The organism is Paenibacillus sp. DCT19 (assembly GCF_003268635.1).
In the GTDB taxonomy this organism is placed as follows: Bacteria; Bacillota; Bacilli; order Paenibacillales; family Paenibacillaceae; genus Paenibacillus.
In genome coordinates this window covers 2,598,314-2,613,711 of the sequence record NZ_CP029639.1, presented here as the reverse complement: position 1 = coordinate 2,613,711, position 15,398 = coordinate 2,598,314, and the positions used below count along the sequence as shown (strand labels likewise).

The window sequence follows — 15,398 nt, the reverse complement described above, 5'->3', positions numbered from 1 at the left end:
TCTCTACATTATACCGTTCCAACAGGACTTTGGTCAAAATGCTCCGGAATATGAAAGGCTCGAACATTCATTAGTATTGCTAAGTAGACGAATACGAACTTTCACAACATAGACTTTGGGAATCGATGTCGTTCTTTCACGTCATCTGCCGAAAACTTTTGCTGAATAGGATCATAATAACGGACATCGCGAGCAGCAACCCAAATACGATAAACAGCACAGGCAATGCAATCCACTCTGCCAACGCGCCTGCAGCCAAACTGCCAAGTGGAACTACACTGAGACATAACATACTTTGAAGAGCAGATACTCTGCCGAGCATCTCAGAAGGGGTAACCTCCATCAGATAAGAGGCAAGGGGCGTAGTCGCGAGTGGAATCCCGAATCCCATCAGTAAACAGCAAGCGGCGGCGGCGGGCAGTTGAAAGTCCGACATGTAGGCAGGAATTGCAGTTAATGCATAACTGAGACCCAGCATGACAATGCCACTAACGACCAGCATACTTTTACGATAATTCGCTCCTGCATGTGACATCCACACTCCACTAAGCACCATTCCCGCTACCATCAGTCCACTAAGCAGACTCAATCCACCCGCTCCTGCTTGAAGTGTCTCCATGACATACGGCGTTCGTAGAACATTGAAGGGCATAAGGCAGAAATTTACGAAGGCAAACAAAATGGAGACGATGAGTAGAAGAACATGTTTACGAACAAAATGAAAGGCTTCCATCATTTCAGCAAATATACTTGTGGCCTTAACAGATGAATTCACCGAATCATCGTGTATAGCTATATTTTCTTGGGTAGATGATGTATTGCTGGTTGGATACACAACACGGCTCATACATATTGCACTTAAGGCGAACAATACCGCATCGATAAAAATAGTCCATGCAATTCCTGCTGTTGCAATGAGCGCCCCGGCCACCGCAAGTCCTGCAAGCTCCGCTACTCTTGATGCTGAAGAAGACATCGCATTACCAGATAGCAACATGGATTGGGGTAATAGTCTTGGTACACTGGATACCTCTGCAGGCGAAGTGAAGCACTCTAGAAGTGAGATCAGAATTGTCACGACGAACAGATGCCATACTTGCAATTGTCCCAAACCGAATAACAACGCTGTAATACCAACGAGTAATCCCGCCCCACATTGGTAAGTACAATCACTTTTTTGGGCGACATTCGGTCAACCAGCGCTCCAGCAAACAACCCCAGCACAATATTAGGTAAGAAATTAACCGCAAGCAGTGTGCCCATGAGCAGCTTCGAACCCGTTAATATATACACCATCCAACTATAAGCAATTGAATCAATCGAATCACCAAACCTTGCAATCACCTTGCCCAGCATGAACTGCACGTACGGCCTAATACGTAACAATTCTCCTATTTCCTGCTTGCGTACCAATGTACCTTCACTCATTGTAAGTCCGCCCTTCAACGTTAAAATATTTTTAATGTTAATATTATTTTAACGAATCTTTAACGAAAAACAACCCCTTCGTGAAAATATTTTTATCGTTGCTTTTTAGAATGTTTGTTTACACGCTTTTCCCCAAAAACACTACCTCCTTACCACCTCTCTGTAACTAGACGTTAATACACATTAAAAAAGACCCTCATCCGAAGGATGGAGTCTTTATAGGCTATATGGTGATGGTAGCGCCAAGATCATGTGCGCAAAGGTAGCATGTGATATGGGATCTAAGCTTTGTTGATCTGCACCCGCTGACGTGTTCTTGCCGATTCCAGACAGGCATCGATGACGCGCATATTGTTCACTGTGTTCTCCGGTTCAAAAGGTAATGGCGTACCTTCAAGCACAGCCGAAGCAAATGTCTCTGCTTGCAGAACAAACGAATTAGAGACGGATACACGTTCTTCACGACTTACGGAATCGGTATGCACAATGATCTGTGGTGGAATATCACTGTTCTCCCAACCAAACACCTTCGGTAATTCAATACGTCCTTCTGTACCGAGAATCTCCATCTCAGCTCGTCCAGAAGCCCACATCCCACAATCAAAGGTTAAGGCTACACCTCCAGGAAACTCAATCAAGCCTGAGGCCATCATATCCACACCATCATGTTCATCGGAAAATAGAGCATGTACCGTAACCGCTTCTGGTTCCTGCCCAAGATACATACGTGCTGCAGAGATGGGGTACACACCTAGATCAAACAATGATCCGCCGCCCATCTCACGTTTAAATCTCACATTTTCCTTATCATCTGCGGTATTGCACGTAAAGTTCCCATGAATGGCTCTAACCGTTCCAATCTCGCCACTGGCGATGATCTCCTCTACACGTCTGTGCTTCGGATGATAACGATACATAATCGCTTCAGCGAAGATAACACCATACTCTTTGCATACTTGTATCATTTCGGAGCTTTCATCTGCATTTAATGCTGCAGGCTTCTCACATAGTACATGCTTTCCAGCCTTGGCTGCTCGGATTGTCCATTCCTTATGCATATGGTTCGGCAGTGGAATGTACACCGCTTCAATCTCGGGATCCGCGATAAGCTCTTCGTAACTACCGTAGGATCTAGGAATGTCCAGTTCTTCCGCAATAGCCTCGGCCTTCTCCCTACTACGACTAGCAATGGCAAGCACTTCGCCACGTTCAGACTGCTGGATTGCCGGTATAACCGCATTTCTTGCAATCGTCGAGGTTCCCAGTATGCCCCACTGTAATAGCCTGCTCATGCTCATCTTCCTTTCGTACCGTAGTTATCCTGCTCTGCCTTATGAAGCATGCCGAGACAGCGATCTAAGTCTGTTTTGACCTGCTTTTTGTACAAATCAGCCTTCTCAGCACCGTCATCTGTAAAGTGATATAACACAATTTCCTGAAAATCAACTTTGGGGTCATTACCCTTCAGCTTTTTCGTTCGATAAAAAATTCCCTGCTGTACCAGCTCATGTAGTGCTCGATAAACCTCGCTCTGAGGCGGTACATAACCGTAATCCTTGAATTCTTGCTTCATCGCCTCTAACATTTCATACCCATATCCTCTATGCTGCTCTACCATCGTTATTAAATAAAGTTTGATAAATGCTCGTTGTGCAATCATAAACGCCACGTTGGTTCCCCTCCTATCCATTAACCTTTCTGTGTGTATTATAAAACTTATGTTCGGTTTCTGCCATCTCTCTCCGTTAGTCCATATGTCGTTCGGAAGAAAGAATGATGAAGAAATAGAGAGGCGCCGGGTAAGAAGGAACGGTTTACTGTTATGAATTTTTCAGGTGTTGAATTTTTAAAATTTAAATCTTCATGTACCTTGCTTCCTTAAATGGATGGTGGAAAATCCAAAATTGCAAAAGTTCGAACGTTATGCAGAGTGCTCATTTGAATTTCCCACGATATAGCCTTAATTAAAATTTATTATGAATTTTTCATATGTTGTTTTATTCGAATATTATTCTTACCACCTGGCACGGTACCAACGATCCATTTTCCCCAACTGATTCGTGAAATAAGCCATGTGAGCACGCAGGATAGAGCCAGCGCAAGGATCCAAGTGAGTACCATACGAATGGTTGGGTTAATCCCCCAAGCTGCATACAGTCGTTCATCCGGAATGTAGCTGTATCGTAGCATGAGCATGTGCATCAGATACCCGCCGTAGGATACACCACCAATCCACCCAAGCCACCGCACGGCAAATGGATTATGTAGCTTGCCCGCCAGTTGGTACATCACCATAATCGAAGCAATAAGGAATATCGCCATATCTGGTCTGATTAGACTCACGGTGTAAAAAGTGATACGAATGCCCTCCGGTTTTTGATATTCCAGCATTAGTAGATATGTAAACCGCAATCCGAGTACGATAAACACAGTCCAGTACACCCAGCGTAACCGTGATATCCACATATTCCAGTGTTGTACAGAGAGCCCAGCCACCGCACCTAACACAAAATAAAAAAAGAAATATAAGAAATTTCGGTCTGCATAGGTCGTAAATGCTTCGGTCAATACAGGAATGTGCAGTCGCTCCATGAAGGCAGCGATGTTGCCCAGTTGATCAGTAAGGATAAGATACACGATGCCGGCAATTAGTAGCGCTATACCCCGTCCCCTCGATCCAAATCGATTGTATACGTAACGAATGGCGCGCAGGAATAGTGGGAACAGCACATAGAATTGAATCAGCATAATAATGTACCAGAAATGAGAGGTTGTTTTTCCTGTTAGTATTTTTAGCCCCAGCTCCGGGAGCTCCTGCCACCCGATACCTCTAATTCCATTTGGCGTAAGGACAAAATAAATCAGTGTCCAGACAACGTAGGGGATGATCACATCCGTCAATCGTTTATTCATAAAACGACCGTAGTTCAACTGATCGCCTGTGTTATAGAAGAGCACCATGCCTGTAATAAAAATAAATAAAGGTACAGCGAACTTCGTGAGCATTAATAGGATTGCTAATAATACGCCATCCTCTAGCCTGGTTTCTGGGACAATTGAAAAGTGTGCAATCGAATGTTGTAAAACGACGGCCGCAAAAGCCATCCCCCGAAGGGATTCAATTTCCACAATTCGTTCTTTTCTAGGCATAACGTTCAGCCGCCTTTCTTGGTTTTGCAATTGATTCGAAATATGTACAGCATCTAGCGAATGAACGGACTTTTCTAGCTTGGGTGCGAACTGGGATTGCCTTGGTCTGTATAGGCTTTCTTGCTGCTGGATTCGGCTTCAGCTCATCCCTCTATGATTAGGTCGCTCATATTGCCGTAATCATTAAAGGAGTGACGTCTCTGGTGAGCGGTATTCTCATTATTCTCACTTCAGCAAGCTCCTATCATCGCAAACGCAAACAAATAAATCAACAAACGTTCCAAGCTACTACGCGTTTAATTCAATTCTTAACCATTCCATACTCGTCATCAGACTCGCCTTGGCCGTTCTATTATATGTATTGTTATCCCCCAATGAATAGCGTTCACAGCCTCAATTGCAGACACTGCATTCCTATACAGGTTCAAAAGCCGGCTTCCGTGGAGGAAACCGGCTGATGCCTATCTAATTAATCTTAGAAGCCATAGTAAATGATAGATTCACTACAACCTCTTACAGGAATGTATTATTGCCAAAGCGTGCTGCCTTGGTCTGAGCTTCAAGTCTACGCTCTTCCATATCCAGATCTGCTCGTTCAGCAGGCACATCCGTGCGATCCGCATAGTACCGATCACGGTTCAATTGGCTGTGGTTACTGAATACGTCATAGACATGCTCATCTCGATCCGATGAGTCAACGAGAAGCAGGATTTTGCCACCTTGCACATACTCCTCGTATTGCTTGGCGTCTTCTTCCGGAATACCCAGACCTACAAGTCCACCTACAAGACCGCCGGCTCCTGCTCCAACAGCCGCACCCGTAAATGCCGCCGCGATTGGTCCAGCTGCCAGAATAGGGCCAATCCCTGGTATGGCGAGCGCTCCAATACCTGCAAGCAATCCGGCAACACCACCGAGTACACCACCTGTTGCAGCTCCTGCGGCTACACCTTCCGGTGCTTTGGTGCCTGTCTCTTCGCGAATGGCTTTCAGATCATCCCGGTCCTGTGTAACGACGGAAATCTCATCTGAACTGAATCCTTGAGCTTTCAGACTCTCAATAGCCTGCGATGCCTCACGTTCTGTATCAAAAACACCTACGATTTTTTTCTGCATAGTGAATCCCTCCTCATTGGTTTGAGTGGTTCGCTATGTTATTACCCGCCTTCATTTCTTTCAAACGTTCCCGTCCAAAATAATATGTGTTCATATGATAAAAAACAGGTTCATCCACTGCTCTTCCAGTGAGATGCTGAACGTTTAATTGCCCCGAGGTTTTGCTCGATTTGTAGCCATCGCTTCTAGCGGGTTGTCTGGCCAATAATGCTTCGGATAACGACCTTTGAGATCCTTTTTTACTTCGAAATAGGTCTCACGCCAGAAATTCGCCAGATCCCGTGTCACTTGTACAGGTCGCTGCGCTGGTGACAGTAAATGCACAGTAACAGGTACACGTCCACCACCGATACGTGGCGTCTCCTGTTGTCCAAACATCTCCTGTAGTCTAACCGACAGGGTAGGGTCATCAGGACGGCTATAATCAATCGGAATTCGGGAACCACTTGGAACCTGAATATGCGTGGGAGCCTCTTGATCCAATTGCTGACGCTGCTCCCAACTCAGTTCACTCAGTAATACATCTTGGAGCGACAACTTTTTGAGATCATTGACAGATCGCATTCCACTCAAAAAGGGTCTTAGCCGTCCTTCAAAATCCGGGTTAGTTCGTCAGCAGACAGGTCAGGCCAAACGGGTAAGTGGGTATGCAAAAAGCGTAATCGATCTGCCAACTGCCGAGACGATTTATTCCAAGGCAGACAAGCTAACCCTTCCAAACGAATCCCACTAATCATCGCTTCCATGACCTGATCTTCCGCAGGATGAGCAATTCCACCCTCCTTTACAACAATTGCCCCAATACGGAGGGAGCGGTGTGCTCTTACACTCCGTGTGCTGCGATCCCACACGATTCGGTCTTCCTCATGCAGCAAATGTGTGGCATGATCCAGCAAGAGCTGCTCCTGCACTGGCGCAGCTAACAGGATGCGTGCATCCGCACCCTGGTCGTCTGCCTCGGCTGCGACCAGCCAAGCTGAACGGCTCAGCGATTCTGTCGCTGCAAGCCGAACACCCCGGCCGCCGCTCAGCAGATAGCGGCCATCCTCCCGGCGCTGCCCGATCCGGTCCGGGTAGGCGAAGGACAGTAGCAATCCGCAACTGTCCTCATCCGCCCGGAGCGCATGCTGCGCCGGTTCGAGCGCCGAGCGTAGCTGGCGGCTCTCTTGGAGCATGCGCCGCACGGCAGCCGCGTCTGCAACAGACGCTGCCGCCTGCGGCATGCCGCTGCTGTCAGCCGTCAGCAGCGCTTCTACGCGCGGGCGCAGATCCGTGCCCGCGCTTGCACTGCCGCTGCTGCGCAGGCCCGCGGGCTCCTGCAGCAGCGCCGCCAGCATGCTGGCGTAGCTGGCCAGCCCAAGCTCCGCCGCGCGGAGCAGCATGCTGGCCAGTCGTGGATGAACACCCAGCGTGTTCATCCGCCGCCCAAAGGGCGTGATGCGGCCTGCGTCATCCAGGCCGCCCAGCTGGCGCAGCAGCGCCTGTGCCTGGCCGAAGGCCGCGGCAGGCGGGATGTCCAGCCACTGCAATTCTGCAGGGGACTGGACTCCCCAAGCGGCAAGCTCCAGCGCCAGCGGCGCAAGATCCGCGGAGGTAATCTCTGGGCGCGCTGCCTCAGGCAGCGCACCATGAGCCTCCTCGCTCCATAGCCGGTAACACACCCCCGGGGCAGTTCGCCCTGCACGCCCCCGCCGTTGATCTGCCGATGCCTTAGATACCGGCATCGTCACAAGCCGGCTCATTCCCGTGCGTGCGGAGAATACGGACGCACGGCTAAGCCCGGCATCCACAACCACTTTAATGCCTGCTATCGTAAGACTTGATTCGGCTATGGAAGTGGACAACACGACCTTACGCATGCCTTGCGCTGCTGGCCGTATCGCTTCATCCTGTCGTTCTAATGGCATGCTGCCGTATAACGAATAAACGAACACGTTGGCAGGAAGCTTCATGCTTTCAAGCACTCGTTCAGTCCGATGAATTTCTCTCGCACCTGGCAGAAAGACCAGAATATCGCCTGCCTGTTCAGCTACAGCATTACCTATTGCACCCGCAACGAACTCCTCAAGCTGTGCAGAAGCTGGCCTATGGACGTATCGTGTTTCCACTGGAAAAGTTCGCCCAGGACAATCCAACCAGCTCGTCCCTTCACCTAGCAATGTGCAGACAGGACCCGGGTCAAGCGTAGCCGACATCACAAGTAACTTCAAATCAGGACGCAGCAGCGCCCTAGATTCCAGTGCCAGTGCAAGACCCAAATCCCCATGCAAATGGCGCTCATGGAACTCATCGAAAATAATCATCGCTGTATCCTCTAGACCTTGATCTTGTTGTAACATACGTGTTAATACGCCTTCTGTCACAACCTCGATCCGTGTAGCCTGGCTGACTCGTGTATCCATCCGTACCCGATAACCCACTGTCTCTCCTACGTTTTCTCCAAGAGAAGCCGCCATCCGAGCTGCCGCAGATCGGGCTGCCAAACGACGAGGCTCCAGCATCATAATCTTCCGACCCTTAACCCATGGCTCTCCCAATAGTTCGAGCGGAACAACGGTCGTTTTACCTGCTCCCGGCTCTGCGATCAGAACAGCTGTATCCTGTTCCCGCATTCGCTGTTTCAATTCGGGAATAATCTGTTGTATCGGTAATTCTATCTTCATATCATCGCTCCCACTTGATGTAACAACCAATCCCTCATGAAAATCCCTTCAAACTATGTCTCACCTAGACATACATAGTCGCATTATAACAAAAAAAGCCGTTCCCAAGGAACGACCCTAATACAAACCGTCTTTAACTTTGACAATTGATCACATAACTAACGTACCCAAAAATGATTTTAAACTAGTCATGCTTCAGCTAGACAGAAGCAACTGGATCTAATCATTTTTGGATTGCTTCAATTCGCTTGAGACTGAATTAGCTAAATCTACCGTGAAATGCATTTAGCTGAGCAGTGATTCCGCGCCATCGATCACAATCTCTGCACCTGTAATATGCTTCGATTCCGACGAAGCTAGGAAAGCGACCAGATCGGCAACATGTTCCGGTTGACCCGGCCCATCTGCAAGTGGCTGTTGCCCTTCTGGGAACTCAATGGGAATGACAATTTGCTGCAAATCATCTGTTTTGACCGTACTTTGATCAATATTGGTCGCAATTGCACCCGGGCAAATCACATTTACTCGAATTTTGAATTTAGCGAGCTCCAACGCAGCCATCTTGGCAAAAGCCACTTGTCCCGCCTTGGACGTACTATAAGCCGACATGCCAAAGCTTGAGAAACGCTGATTTCCATTGATGGAACTCGTAATAATAATGCTGCCTCCACTGCGTTTTTCAAATGTGGCAATGCATATTTGATCGTGAAGAAAGTACCGTCCAGATTCGTTGTAATGATCTGTTGCCAATCCTCAACCTGAATTTCTTCAATGGGTGCAGACACACCGTTAATGCCAGCGTTAGCAAATACGATATCCAGACCTCCAAATAATTCAACAGTCTCCAGTACAGCCTTTTCCACACGGGATGCGTCAGAAATGTCGACATCGAAAGCTCTCGCCGCTCCTTTATAGACTGAATTAATCTCATCTTCTGTCTTCGAGATGCGATCATTGACCAGATCAAACAAAGCAACGTGAGCCCCTTCGCTAGCCAGCTTAAGCGCCGTAGCTTTTCCAATGCCTGAGCCTGCTCCCGTAATAATAGCCACCTTGCCAGCAAAGCGTGATTTACCGTTATGTTGAGTCATGATCTATTCCACTCCTTTTTCTCAGCAATTATGTAAGAATGTACGTGTTGCTTCACAACGTTCATGAAGCATATTCTTCACAAGATTACCCAAAAAGAGTGTCTTTTAAATCAAGCATGACCTATTTTTTTACATATCAGCATGCAGTGGAAAATCACGGTACAGATCGTTCTCGCTGAACCCTATACTCTCGTTACCATTCCAGTTCAATGAAAGCGGCATCATCTTCAAGCCCTCCGGTATGACTAGAATCAAGCAACACTTGAATATGCTCGTCCGGAATGTAGGCTTGTATTGCATCAAGATCGTTTAAACCGTCCGTATAGAGCTGTAGGCGAACATTTTCATTCCCAGACATCTTGGCCTCGAAAATATGCGGTTTGCCACCAACTGTCCCTTCACGTGTAGACCACCGTTCATTGGTACGGCAGTATTTCTGAAAAGTAGTCGATTGCTCTTGTCCGTTTCTCCACAGACGAATACGCGAATCCCCTTGCCAGGCAATCCAGACACGACTCCTTCTGGAAGCACCAGACAATATGATTCGACCGCACACATACATGGCCTGACTACCCCTACTTCGTTTCTCCATTAACACTTCACGTAGAAGCAGTGGCGAATTATCTAGGGGCTGCAATTTCTCTAACTGCTCCGATGCAGGAATCGTAAGATCTTGAAGAAGCTTCTCGATCCCCTCTGCACTCGGCACAGATGTGGTTTCCAACCAATCGAGCAGTGAATTACCTAGAAACCTTGCAGCGAAATCACCTAGGTAACTCATCCCCACTCCATCGCATAAAACAAAGTTACATACATTGCCGTCCATACGAACAGCAGCAAAATCTTGACCTGTATCTCCTTGATTCACGGTTTCAGCCGCTCGCCCATATCCATAACGGCATTGAAGAACACCTTGATATCGAGTTAACGGCTGTTCTCCCGTCTGTACACTCACATAACGAAAGTCGCCGCGCCTCTGCTTCGCTTGCACTCTCTGATCTCCTTCGGGCAGTGTTGCCAAACGCATCGTCCTCAAATGAAACCCCCTCCTATCTAACAGGCGTAGCAGCGGACATCTGAAAGCCGATGGATACCAGCTCTGCACACGTACCTGGAAGCATCATCAACGCACCAGGGGCAAGCAGGTAATCGGCTTCAACTAGCATCTCACGGTAACTCTCTGGCAACACGGAAGACATATTCCGTAGCTTCTCCCCATGTTCATCCTGCAGCACCGTTTCTGAAGAGATCCCTTTCCAACGTCTTGGCTCCGAGATCGGCGTTTCCAGCAAATGATCGGAAATGAAGATATTCTCCACCAGGACATTGCCATCTGGAACACTCATGCCCATGATTCGTTTAGCGATCGGCTCAGGATCTTCACCTGTTGCCACGCCATCTGTCATATGGCAAACGAGTGGCGCTGGACAGTCCTGCATATTAGGAATCTCAGCCTGAAGAATCTTCTCCGCTTGTAGAAAAGCTTTGGCCGAATCCGAGAAGCGCTTAGGTGTAAGATCAGGCAACGAACCAACGGCAGCGATCTCGTCGATCCCTTTAATGCCGTTAAGCAAGTCATACACATCATCACTGTACGCAAGAATGGCAATACGGTAACGAGGTGTCAATCGATTGCCTTTGGTGGAACGAAAGACCATTTGGCGGATGGCTAGAGCCAATGCATCATAGACCACATCAATCCGTCTACGATTTTCCAGAACCATGTTCATGGAGGCGCTAATATCAATTAAATAGATAATCAATGCAGGTGTGCGCTGGGATGCTTGAATTGTATAGTTCATCTGGGATGAGGTCACCTCCGTCGTTGTTCACATTTATAATTACAGGTTCGGTAGCTTATAATCGCTGTTGCTGAGGAACTTGTTAATAGCGCTCATTCGCGCTGCCACTTTACCTACCCCTTTGAAGTAGGCAGCATCGGTATTATACAGATTTTTGAAATCCCGAGCATACGATAGAGCATTATCCGTCTTTTTACCAATTTGTGCGTTATACGCTTTGTTGTAGTGTGCAATTAGTGTGACTACGTTCTGAGCACGTTTTTTCTTAAGCGCAGCTTTTTGGGCAGCCTCCTGTTTGCGCTGAGCTTCAGCTGCGGCTTTACGTGCAGCTTCTTGCTTTGCAGCTAGAGCATCCTGCTCTTTTTTCCAAACTAGATAAGCTTCATACTTTGCTTGTTTATCATATTTCTCCTGCTGTGCCTTACGCTCAGCTTCTTTTTTCTGTTGCTCCTGCTTCGCAAGATACGCTTCGTACTTGGCCTGTTTATCATACTTGGCTTGGAGCGCCTTACGTTCTTCTTCCTTCTTCTTGGCCTCAGCAAGTTGTTTCTCTGCTTCCTCCTGCTTTTTCTTCTCATCAGCCGCTAGTTTTGCTGCAGCAGCTTCTTGTTGTTTTTTCTCTTCTTCCTGCTGTTTGAGCGCTGCAGCCTTTGCTGCCTCGGCATCTTCTGCCGCCTTAATCTCTGCCAGTCTAGCTGCCTCCTGCTGCTCCTTCTGTTTCACCTCAGCCTGATCAGCCAATATTTTAACGGTTGGCACAGAGCCTGCCAGCAATACAATGAGAACTGCTGAAGCGATCATGAATTTTTTGGATCTATAGAAAGGTAGCCGAACAGGCTGTCCTTCGTCATCCTTAGGATTCAAACGTTCATCCAACTCTTTGATTGCTGCTGCAACCTCGATCTGCATTGCACTGTTGTTCGGTATAAAGTGGTGCAATGAACGATACACCTCAAGTGCAGCCGCAGGTTTACCCTCTTCTTCCAATGCTCGTGCCTGAAGAAATAAACGTTGAACCACTGCTTCTTGACCAGGTGGCGGAGTCGATGCTTCTGAATTTTGGTCAGAGCCTCCGTCAGATGCCAATGTGTCACTTATGCCACCTGCCACGGTTGTCTCTTGATCATTTGGCACATGAGACTGATCAGCAGCATCTTCCTCCGCAACGGTAGATATAGCAGGTACTTGGTTTGCGTCTAGTGCAGCTAGTGCAACATACCATTCTCCGAACGTGGGACAACTGCTAAGATCATGACTTTCCCATGCTCTGACGAACAGATCCGCCATTTTGGAACCCCAGCGCTTATTCAGTGAGTCTCGCATAGCATAATAACGCTCACTGACTGTCTGCATCTCATGTTGATCAAAATAACTTTCGCCCCAGGCCTTCTGCACGATTATCGGGTCAGACCAGCTGAGCATCTCCGCAATAATAACAGCCCCAGCAAAACGATCCGCATAAGAGCTCCACAATCCGCTATGCACTGTCCGATGTGCTGCATAACCAGGTGAACCTGCTAAGAGCGCATCCGGACGATCCATCTTGGAGCTGTACATCTGCTCTACGTCTACAAGTTCAACGGCTGATCCTCCCAGGTTCTCCACTTCGGAAAAAAACGGAATCATCACATTGGGTGCGGATAAATCGCAATGAGCAAGCCCACGCTGCTCCATGGCTGAACCTGTTCCTGCTAGTGCTCTCGCTAACTTCAGACTTTCCTCTGCCGTTAGCTGTTTCTGATCACTGATCACATCAAACCAGGTCAGACCTTGCACCCACGGCATTAATACCGCATACAACAAATCAGGGTGCTCTCCAATGAGCGCTCCGTTTCTTTCCGGAGTGAGCACATCACGCTTGCATACTTGCAAACCTGGCAGTTCACTATAAGGCTCCATATGCTCAGACTGATAGACCATAGCTGGAATACGGAATTTAGGAAAAAACACTTTTAGTGCTTTGGCACCATGAATGGCACCATTTCGGGGAATCAACTGGTAGACAATCCCTTGCCTTCCGGCTTGCGCATAAGCCAGACCTGGCGCAGCAGGATGCTGCCCAATCGTATAGGCTATATCATTGATTACAACTTCATCCCCGGGATTCGGTTGAAAAGACATACTCATCCCTCTCTCTGTCAGTTCTGTCATAGTGCAACAAAAACCGGGTGTCGTAAAACGCCCGGTTTTTGTTGCAGTTTCACATCTTCAACTTGCTGCCTGCATATATTCAGGGCGAACTCAGACAACGTTTCGGCCTGATTATGTAAAGCAGATTAGCGAGTTTGGTCAGCCGTACGGAATTTGTTAGCAATAGCTGTCAGTTCCGCACTAATGCTATTCAGCGTTTGAACGAAAGATTGCATTTGTTTGCTTGCTTCTTGGAATTCTTGGAAGAAGCGTTGCTTCGTCATACCTTCCCATTGTCCTTCCATACTAGTGATGGATTGAGTCAATGTAGATACGATTTGCTGACTTTGCTCACCGCTTTGTTTAAATTGGTTGGAAACCTGATCAAGCTGTTCTGGGGTAACTAAAATACGTCCTGCCATGTGTAAATTCCTCCTTGGTTTGTGCAATTAAATTTTTGCTTGTTCAAATTGTACTATACCAGGATCGATCGGACAAAAGCCGAAGGACCTACTCCTATTTACCCCATTTTTAGGCAATGAAACTTCCCCTAACAGACTATTTACATAAACAATTCACTTTCTACTGTGCTGTTCTCGGGACTCTCTATCCTGCGAGCTTAAGAAACAACAGGTTCGGTTCCTCTCCTTCCTCGAAAGGAAGGATCTGTGAATCTCCATGCTACAGGTTCAGGCTGCATAGCCTGAATTAATGTCGCTGGGGAACCAGCTGGTGGAGCGGCATCCTGTACACGATACACCGCCGCCACCGCGGAAAGGGGATCGGATACAATAGCAGTAGTTGCGGAATGATCGGGTAAGATCTCTCCTGCATGATTGTTCTCAAGCACATGGAGCATATTAACCGCATTGCTGTAAGTTGTGTTCATATGACCGAGCACCGTGCGATACTCCATATCAACCTGTTGGAATACGACGGCCTTGCGTCCCAATTGCACGCTCATGTCCATGAAACGACGCACTGCATCTTCGCCGACCCGCTTACTGTAGTTCCATTCACTCATCACAGCAGCACGAGATTCAACTTCCCAGTCTAACGAATGAATTGCCTGATCCAATACTGTCATCTTTTGCTGTATTTGCTCCGCCGCATACTGAATCTGCCTGCTCAGTGCCCGAAGCACATCCGGTTCCACACGAATGCGCATTTACCATCACCTTTCCTCTTCCCCTGCAGGCTGTTTAAGCCAGTCCAGCAGCATCTCGTGAAACTGTTCTCTAGTCGTCAGTGCTGCAACAAGCCAATCATCTGAAGCGGCTGTGCTCATACGGAATAACCAATTCGAAATCGAGCTAACGGTAAACGCCGCTGACTGTGAATTCCATTCTTCTCCGTTCCACACAAGCAAACGCAGCTCTCCATCTGATTCCTTGTTTACCAAACAGCGTGCCAGGGCAAGTGATCCATCCGAATCATTCGTCTCCTGCGCTAGCTCATCTGCCACTGCTTGAACTTCCTTGCCATTTAACTCATTCAAGACTTCATAGAATTTTTTCTTAGAGCACATAAGAGCTGGCTTCTCATCAGGAGAATGGCCACTCCACTTCATTCTTTCGATCAGACAATCAATGGCTTCACGAACATTCCCCAGATCCGATAACCGGAATGAATCCGGTTCGTCCACAACGCGCGACACTTCGACGACGCGCTCGTCCGTGCAATGAATATAACTTTCACAGGACTTGCCACTCGACGTGTAGCGAATCCAACAAGCTCTGTCAGACAATCCGGCAATGGCCACTCTGGAGAATACGGTCGGTGTCATGATCAGTTCATTGCTGTTCTGATCCTGAATTAGATATCCTTTGTCGAGCAAGGAGGTTTTGACGCGCTCCCACTCCAAAGCAATGTCTTCCGCCATATACCCGCGGAAAGGATCTTCAACGCCAAGCAATCGGTCTGAGCCTAGAATACCAGCCAGAAAAAAAAGTTCTTTTATTTGCAAAGTGACTACCTTTTGCTTGGAATCATGAACCGTCAACATTATGAGCCACCTC

15 protein-coding genes and 1 pseudogene are annotated in these 15,398 nt (G+C 47.7%); 1 reads left to right on the top strand and 15 read right to left on the bottom strand.

Features of this window, described 5'->3' with window-relative positions:
* Positions 1-136: 136 nt before the first annotated feature.
* From DMB88_RS11760 to DMB88_RS11740, 5 genes are all read right to left on the bottom strand, one after another.
* Positions 137-1,123, bottom strand: a complete 987-nt coding sequence (locus DMB88_RS11760; RefSeq protein ID WP_164848678.1) for an MFS transporter — start codon at positions 1,121-1,123, stop codon at positions 137-139.
* On the bottom strand, positions 1,075-1,428 hold the full coding sequence (locus tag DMB88_RS11755; protein ID WP_128101495.1) for an MFS transporter: 354 nt from the start codon (positions 1,426-1,428) through the stop codon (positions 1,075-1,077). The genes DMB88_RS11760 and DMB88_RS11755 overlap by 49 nt, the downstream gene beginning before the upstream one ends.
* A gap of 281 nt (positions 1,429-1,709) precedes the next feature.
* The gene (locus DMB88_RS11750; protein WP_128101494.1) at positions 1,710-2,720 is read right to left on the bottom strand and encodes a Gfo/Idh/MocA family protein; all 1,011 of its coding nucleotides are present in this window, start codon (positions 2,718-2,720) and stop codon (positions 1,710-1,712) included.
* A gap of 2 nt (positions 2,721-2,722) precedes the next feature.
* Entirely contained in the window at positions 2,723-3,097 is a 375-nt protein-coding gene (locus DMB88_RS11745; RefSeq protein WP_128101493.1) for a replication termination protein, read from the bottom strand.
* A 305-nt stretch (positions 3,098-3,402) separates the two neighbouring features.
* Positions 3,403-4,578: an acyltransferase gene (locus DMB88_RS11740; protein ID WP_128101492.1), complete on the bottom strand. Its 1,176-nt coding sequence runs from the start codon at positions 4,576-4,578 to the stop codon at positions 3,403-3,405.
* 83 nt (positions 4,579-4,661) lie between these two features.
* Between DMB88_RS11740 and DMB88_RS31985 the strand changes: the two genes are divergently transcribed.
* A complete protein-coding gene (locus DMB88_RS31985; RefSeq protein WP_368028366.1) occupies positions 4,662-4,739 on the top strand; it encodes a hypothetical protein in 78 nt (25 codons plus the stop codon).
* A 352-nt stretch (positions 4,740-5,091) separates the two neighbouring features.
* Here DMB88_RS31985 and DMB88_RS11730 read toward each other — a convergent pair whose 3' ends face one another.
* The 10 genes and pseudogenes from DMB88_RS11730 to DMB88_RS11690 all read right to left on the bottom strand — a co-directional run bounded on the left by DMB88_RS11730 (position 5,092) and on the right by DMB88_RS11690 (position 15,385).
* Positions 5,092-5,694 (bottom strand): general stress protein, encoded by a 603-nt coding sequence (locus DMB88_RS11730; protein ID WP_128101491.1) that lies wholly within the window; start codon positions 5,692-5,694, stop codon positions 5,092-5,094.
* A 144-nt stretch (positions 5,695-5,838) separates the two neighbouring features.
* The gene (locus tag DMB88_RS31980; RefSeq protein ID WP_368028365.1) at positions 5,839-6,258 is read right to left on the bottom strand and encodes an ATP-dependent helicase C-terminal domain-containing protein; all 420 of its coding nucleotides are present in this window, start codon (positions 6,256-6,258) and stop codon (positions 5,839-5,841) included.
* Positions 6,259-6,275: 17 nt separating this feature from the next.
* Entirely contained in the window at positions 6,276-8,357 is a 2,082-nt protein-coding gene (gene hrpB, locus DMB88_RS11725) for an ATP-dependent helicase HrpB (RefSeq protein WP_368028334.1), read from the bottom strand.
* 285 nt (positions 8,358-8,642) lie between these two features.
* Positions 8,643-9,448 (bottom strand): annotated as a pseudogene (locus DMB88_RS11720) (SDR family oxidoreductase).
* 193 nt (positions 9,449-9,641) lie between these two features.
* The gene (locus DMB88_RS11715; protein ID WP_251384336.1) at positions 9,642-10,475 is read right to left on the bottom strand and encodes a protein phosphatase 2C domain-containing protein; all 834 of its coding nucleotides are present in this window, start codon (positions 10,473-10,475) and stop codon (positions 9,642-9,644) included.
* A gap of 22 nt (positions 10,476-10,497) precedes the next feature.
* Complete coding sequence (locus DMB88_RS11710; RefSeq protein ID WP_056700796.1) at positions 10,498-11,250, bottom strand: vWA domain-containing protein; 753 nt, start codon at positions 11,248-11,250, stop codon at positions 10,498-10,500.
* Positions 11,251-11,289: 39 nt separating this feature from the next.
* Entirely contained in the window at positions 11,290-13,371 is a 2,082-nt protein-coding gene (locus DMB88_RS11705) for a protein kinase family protein (protein WP_128101489.1), read from the bottom strand.
* 155 nt (positions 13,372-13,526) lie between these two features.
* Positions 13,527-13,802: a WXG100 family type VII secretion target gene (locus DMB88_RS11700; protein WP_056700792.1), complete on the bottom strand. Its 276-nt coding sequence runs from the start codon at positions 13,800-13,802 to the stop codon at positions 13,527-13,529.
* Between the two features lie 197 nt (positions 13,803-13,999).
* Positions 14,000-14,548, bottom strand: a complete 549-nt coding sequence (locus tag DMB88_RS11695) for a WXG100 family type VII secretion target (protein ID WP_128101488.1) — start codon at positions 14,546-14,548, stop codon at positions 14,000-14,002.
* Positions 14,549-14,554: 6 nt separating this feature from the next.
* Positions 14,555-15,385: a hypothetical protein gene (locus DMB88_RS11690; RefSeq protein ID WP_128101487.1), complete on the bottom strand. Its 831-nt coding sequence runs from the start codon at positions 15,383-15,385 to the stop codon at positions 14,555-14,557.
* Between the last annotated feature and the right edge of the window lie 13 nt (positions 15,386-15,398).

Coding starts and splice junctions, on each gene's coding strand:
- DMB88_RS11755 (WP_128101495.1), bottom strand. CDS start 1,428: ATGAGTGAAGGTACATTGGTACGCAAGCAGGAAATAGGAGAATTGTTA.
- DMB88_RS11750 (WP_128101494.1), bottom strand. CDS start 2,720: ATGAGCAGGCTATTACAGTGGGGCATACTGGGAACCTCGACGATTGCA.
- DMB88_RS11740 (WP_128101492.1), bottom strand. CDS start 4,578: ATGCCTAGAAAAGAACGAATTGTGGAAATTGAATCCCTTCGGGGGATG.
- DMB88_RS11730 (WP_128101491.1), bottom strand. CDS start 5,694: ATGCAGAAAAAAATCGTAGGTGTTTTTGATACAGAACGTGAGGCATCG.
- DMB88_RS31980 (WP_368028365.1), bottom strand. CDS start 6,258: ATGCGATCTGTCAATGATCTCAAAAAGTTGTCGCTCCAAGATGTATTA.
- hrpB (WP_368028334.1), bottom strand. CDS start 8,357: ATGAAGATAGAATTACCGATACAACAGATTATTCCCGAATTGAAACAG.
- DMB88_RS11715 (WP_251384336.1), bottom strand. CDS start 10,475: ATGCGTTTGGCAACACTGCCCGAAGGAGATCAGAGAGTGCAAGCGAAG.
- DMB88_RS11710 (WP_056700796.1), bottom strand. CDS start 11,250: ATGAACTATACAATTCAAGCATCCCAGCGCACACCTGCATTGATTATC.
- DMB88_RS11705 (WP_128101489.1), bottom strand. CDS start 13,371: ATGTCTTTTCAACCGAATCCCGGGGATGAAGTTGTAATCAATGATATA.
- DMB88_RS11700 (WP_056700792.1), bottom strand. CDS start 13,802: ATGGCAGGACGTATTTTAGTTACCCCAGAACAGCTTGATCAGGTTTCC.
- DMB88_RS11695 (WP_128101488.1), bottom strand. CDS start 14,548: ATGCGCATTCGTGTGGAACCGGATGTGCTTCGGGCACTGAGCAGGCAG.
- DMB88_RS11690 (WP_128101487.1), bottom strand. CDS start 15,385: ATGTTGACGGTTCATGATTCCAAGCAAAAGGTAGTCACTTTGCAAATA.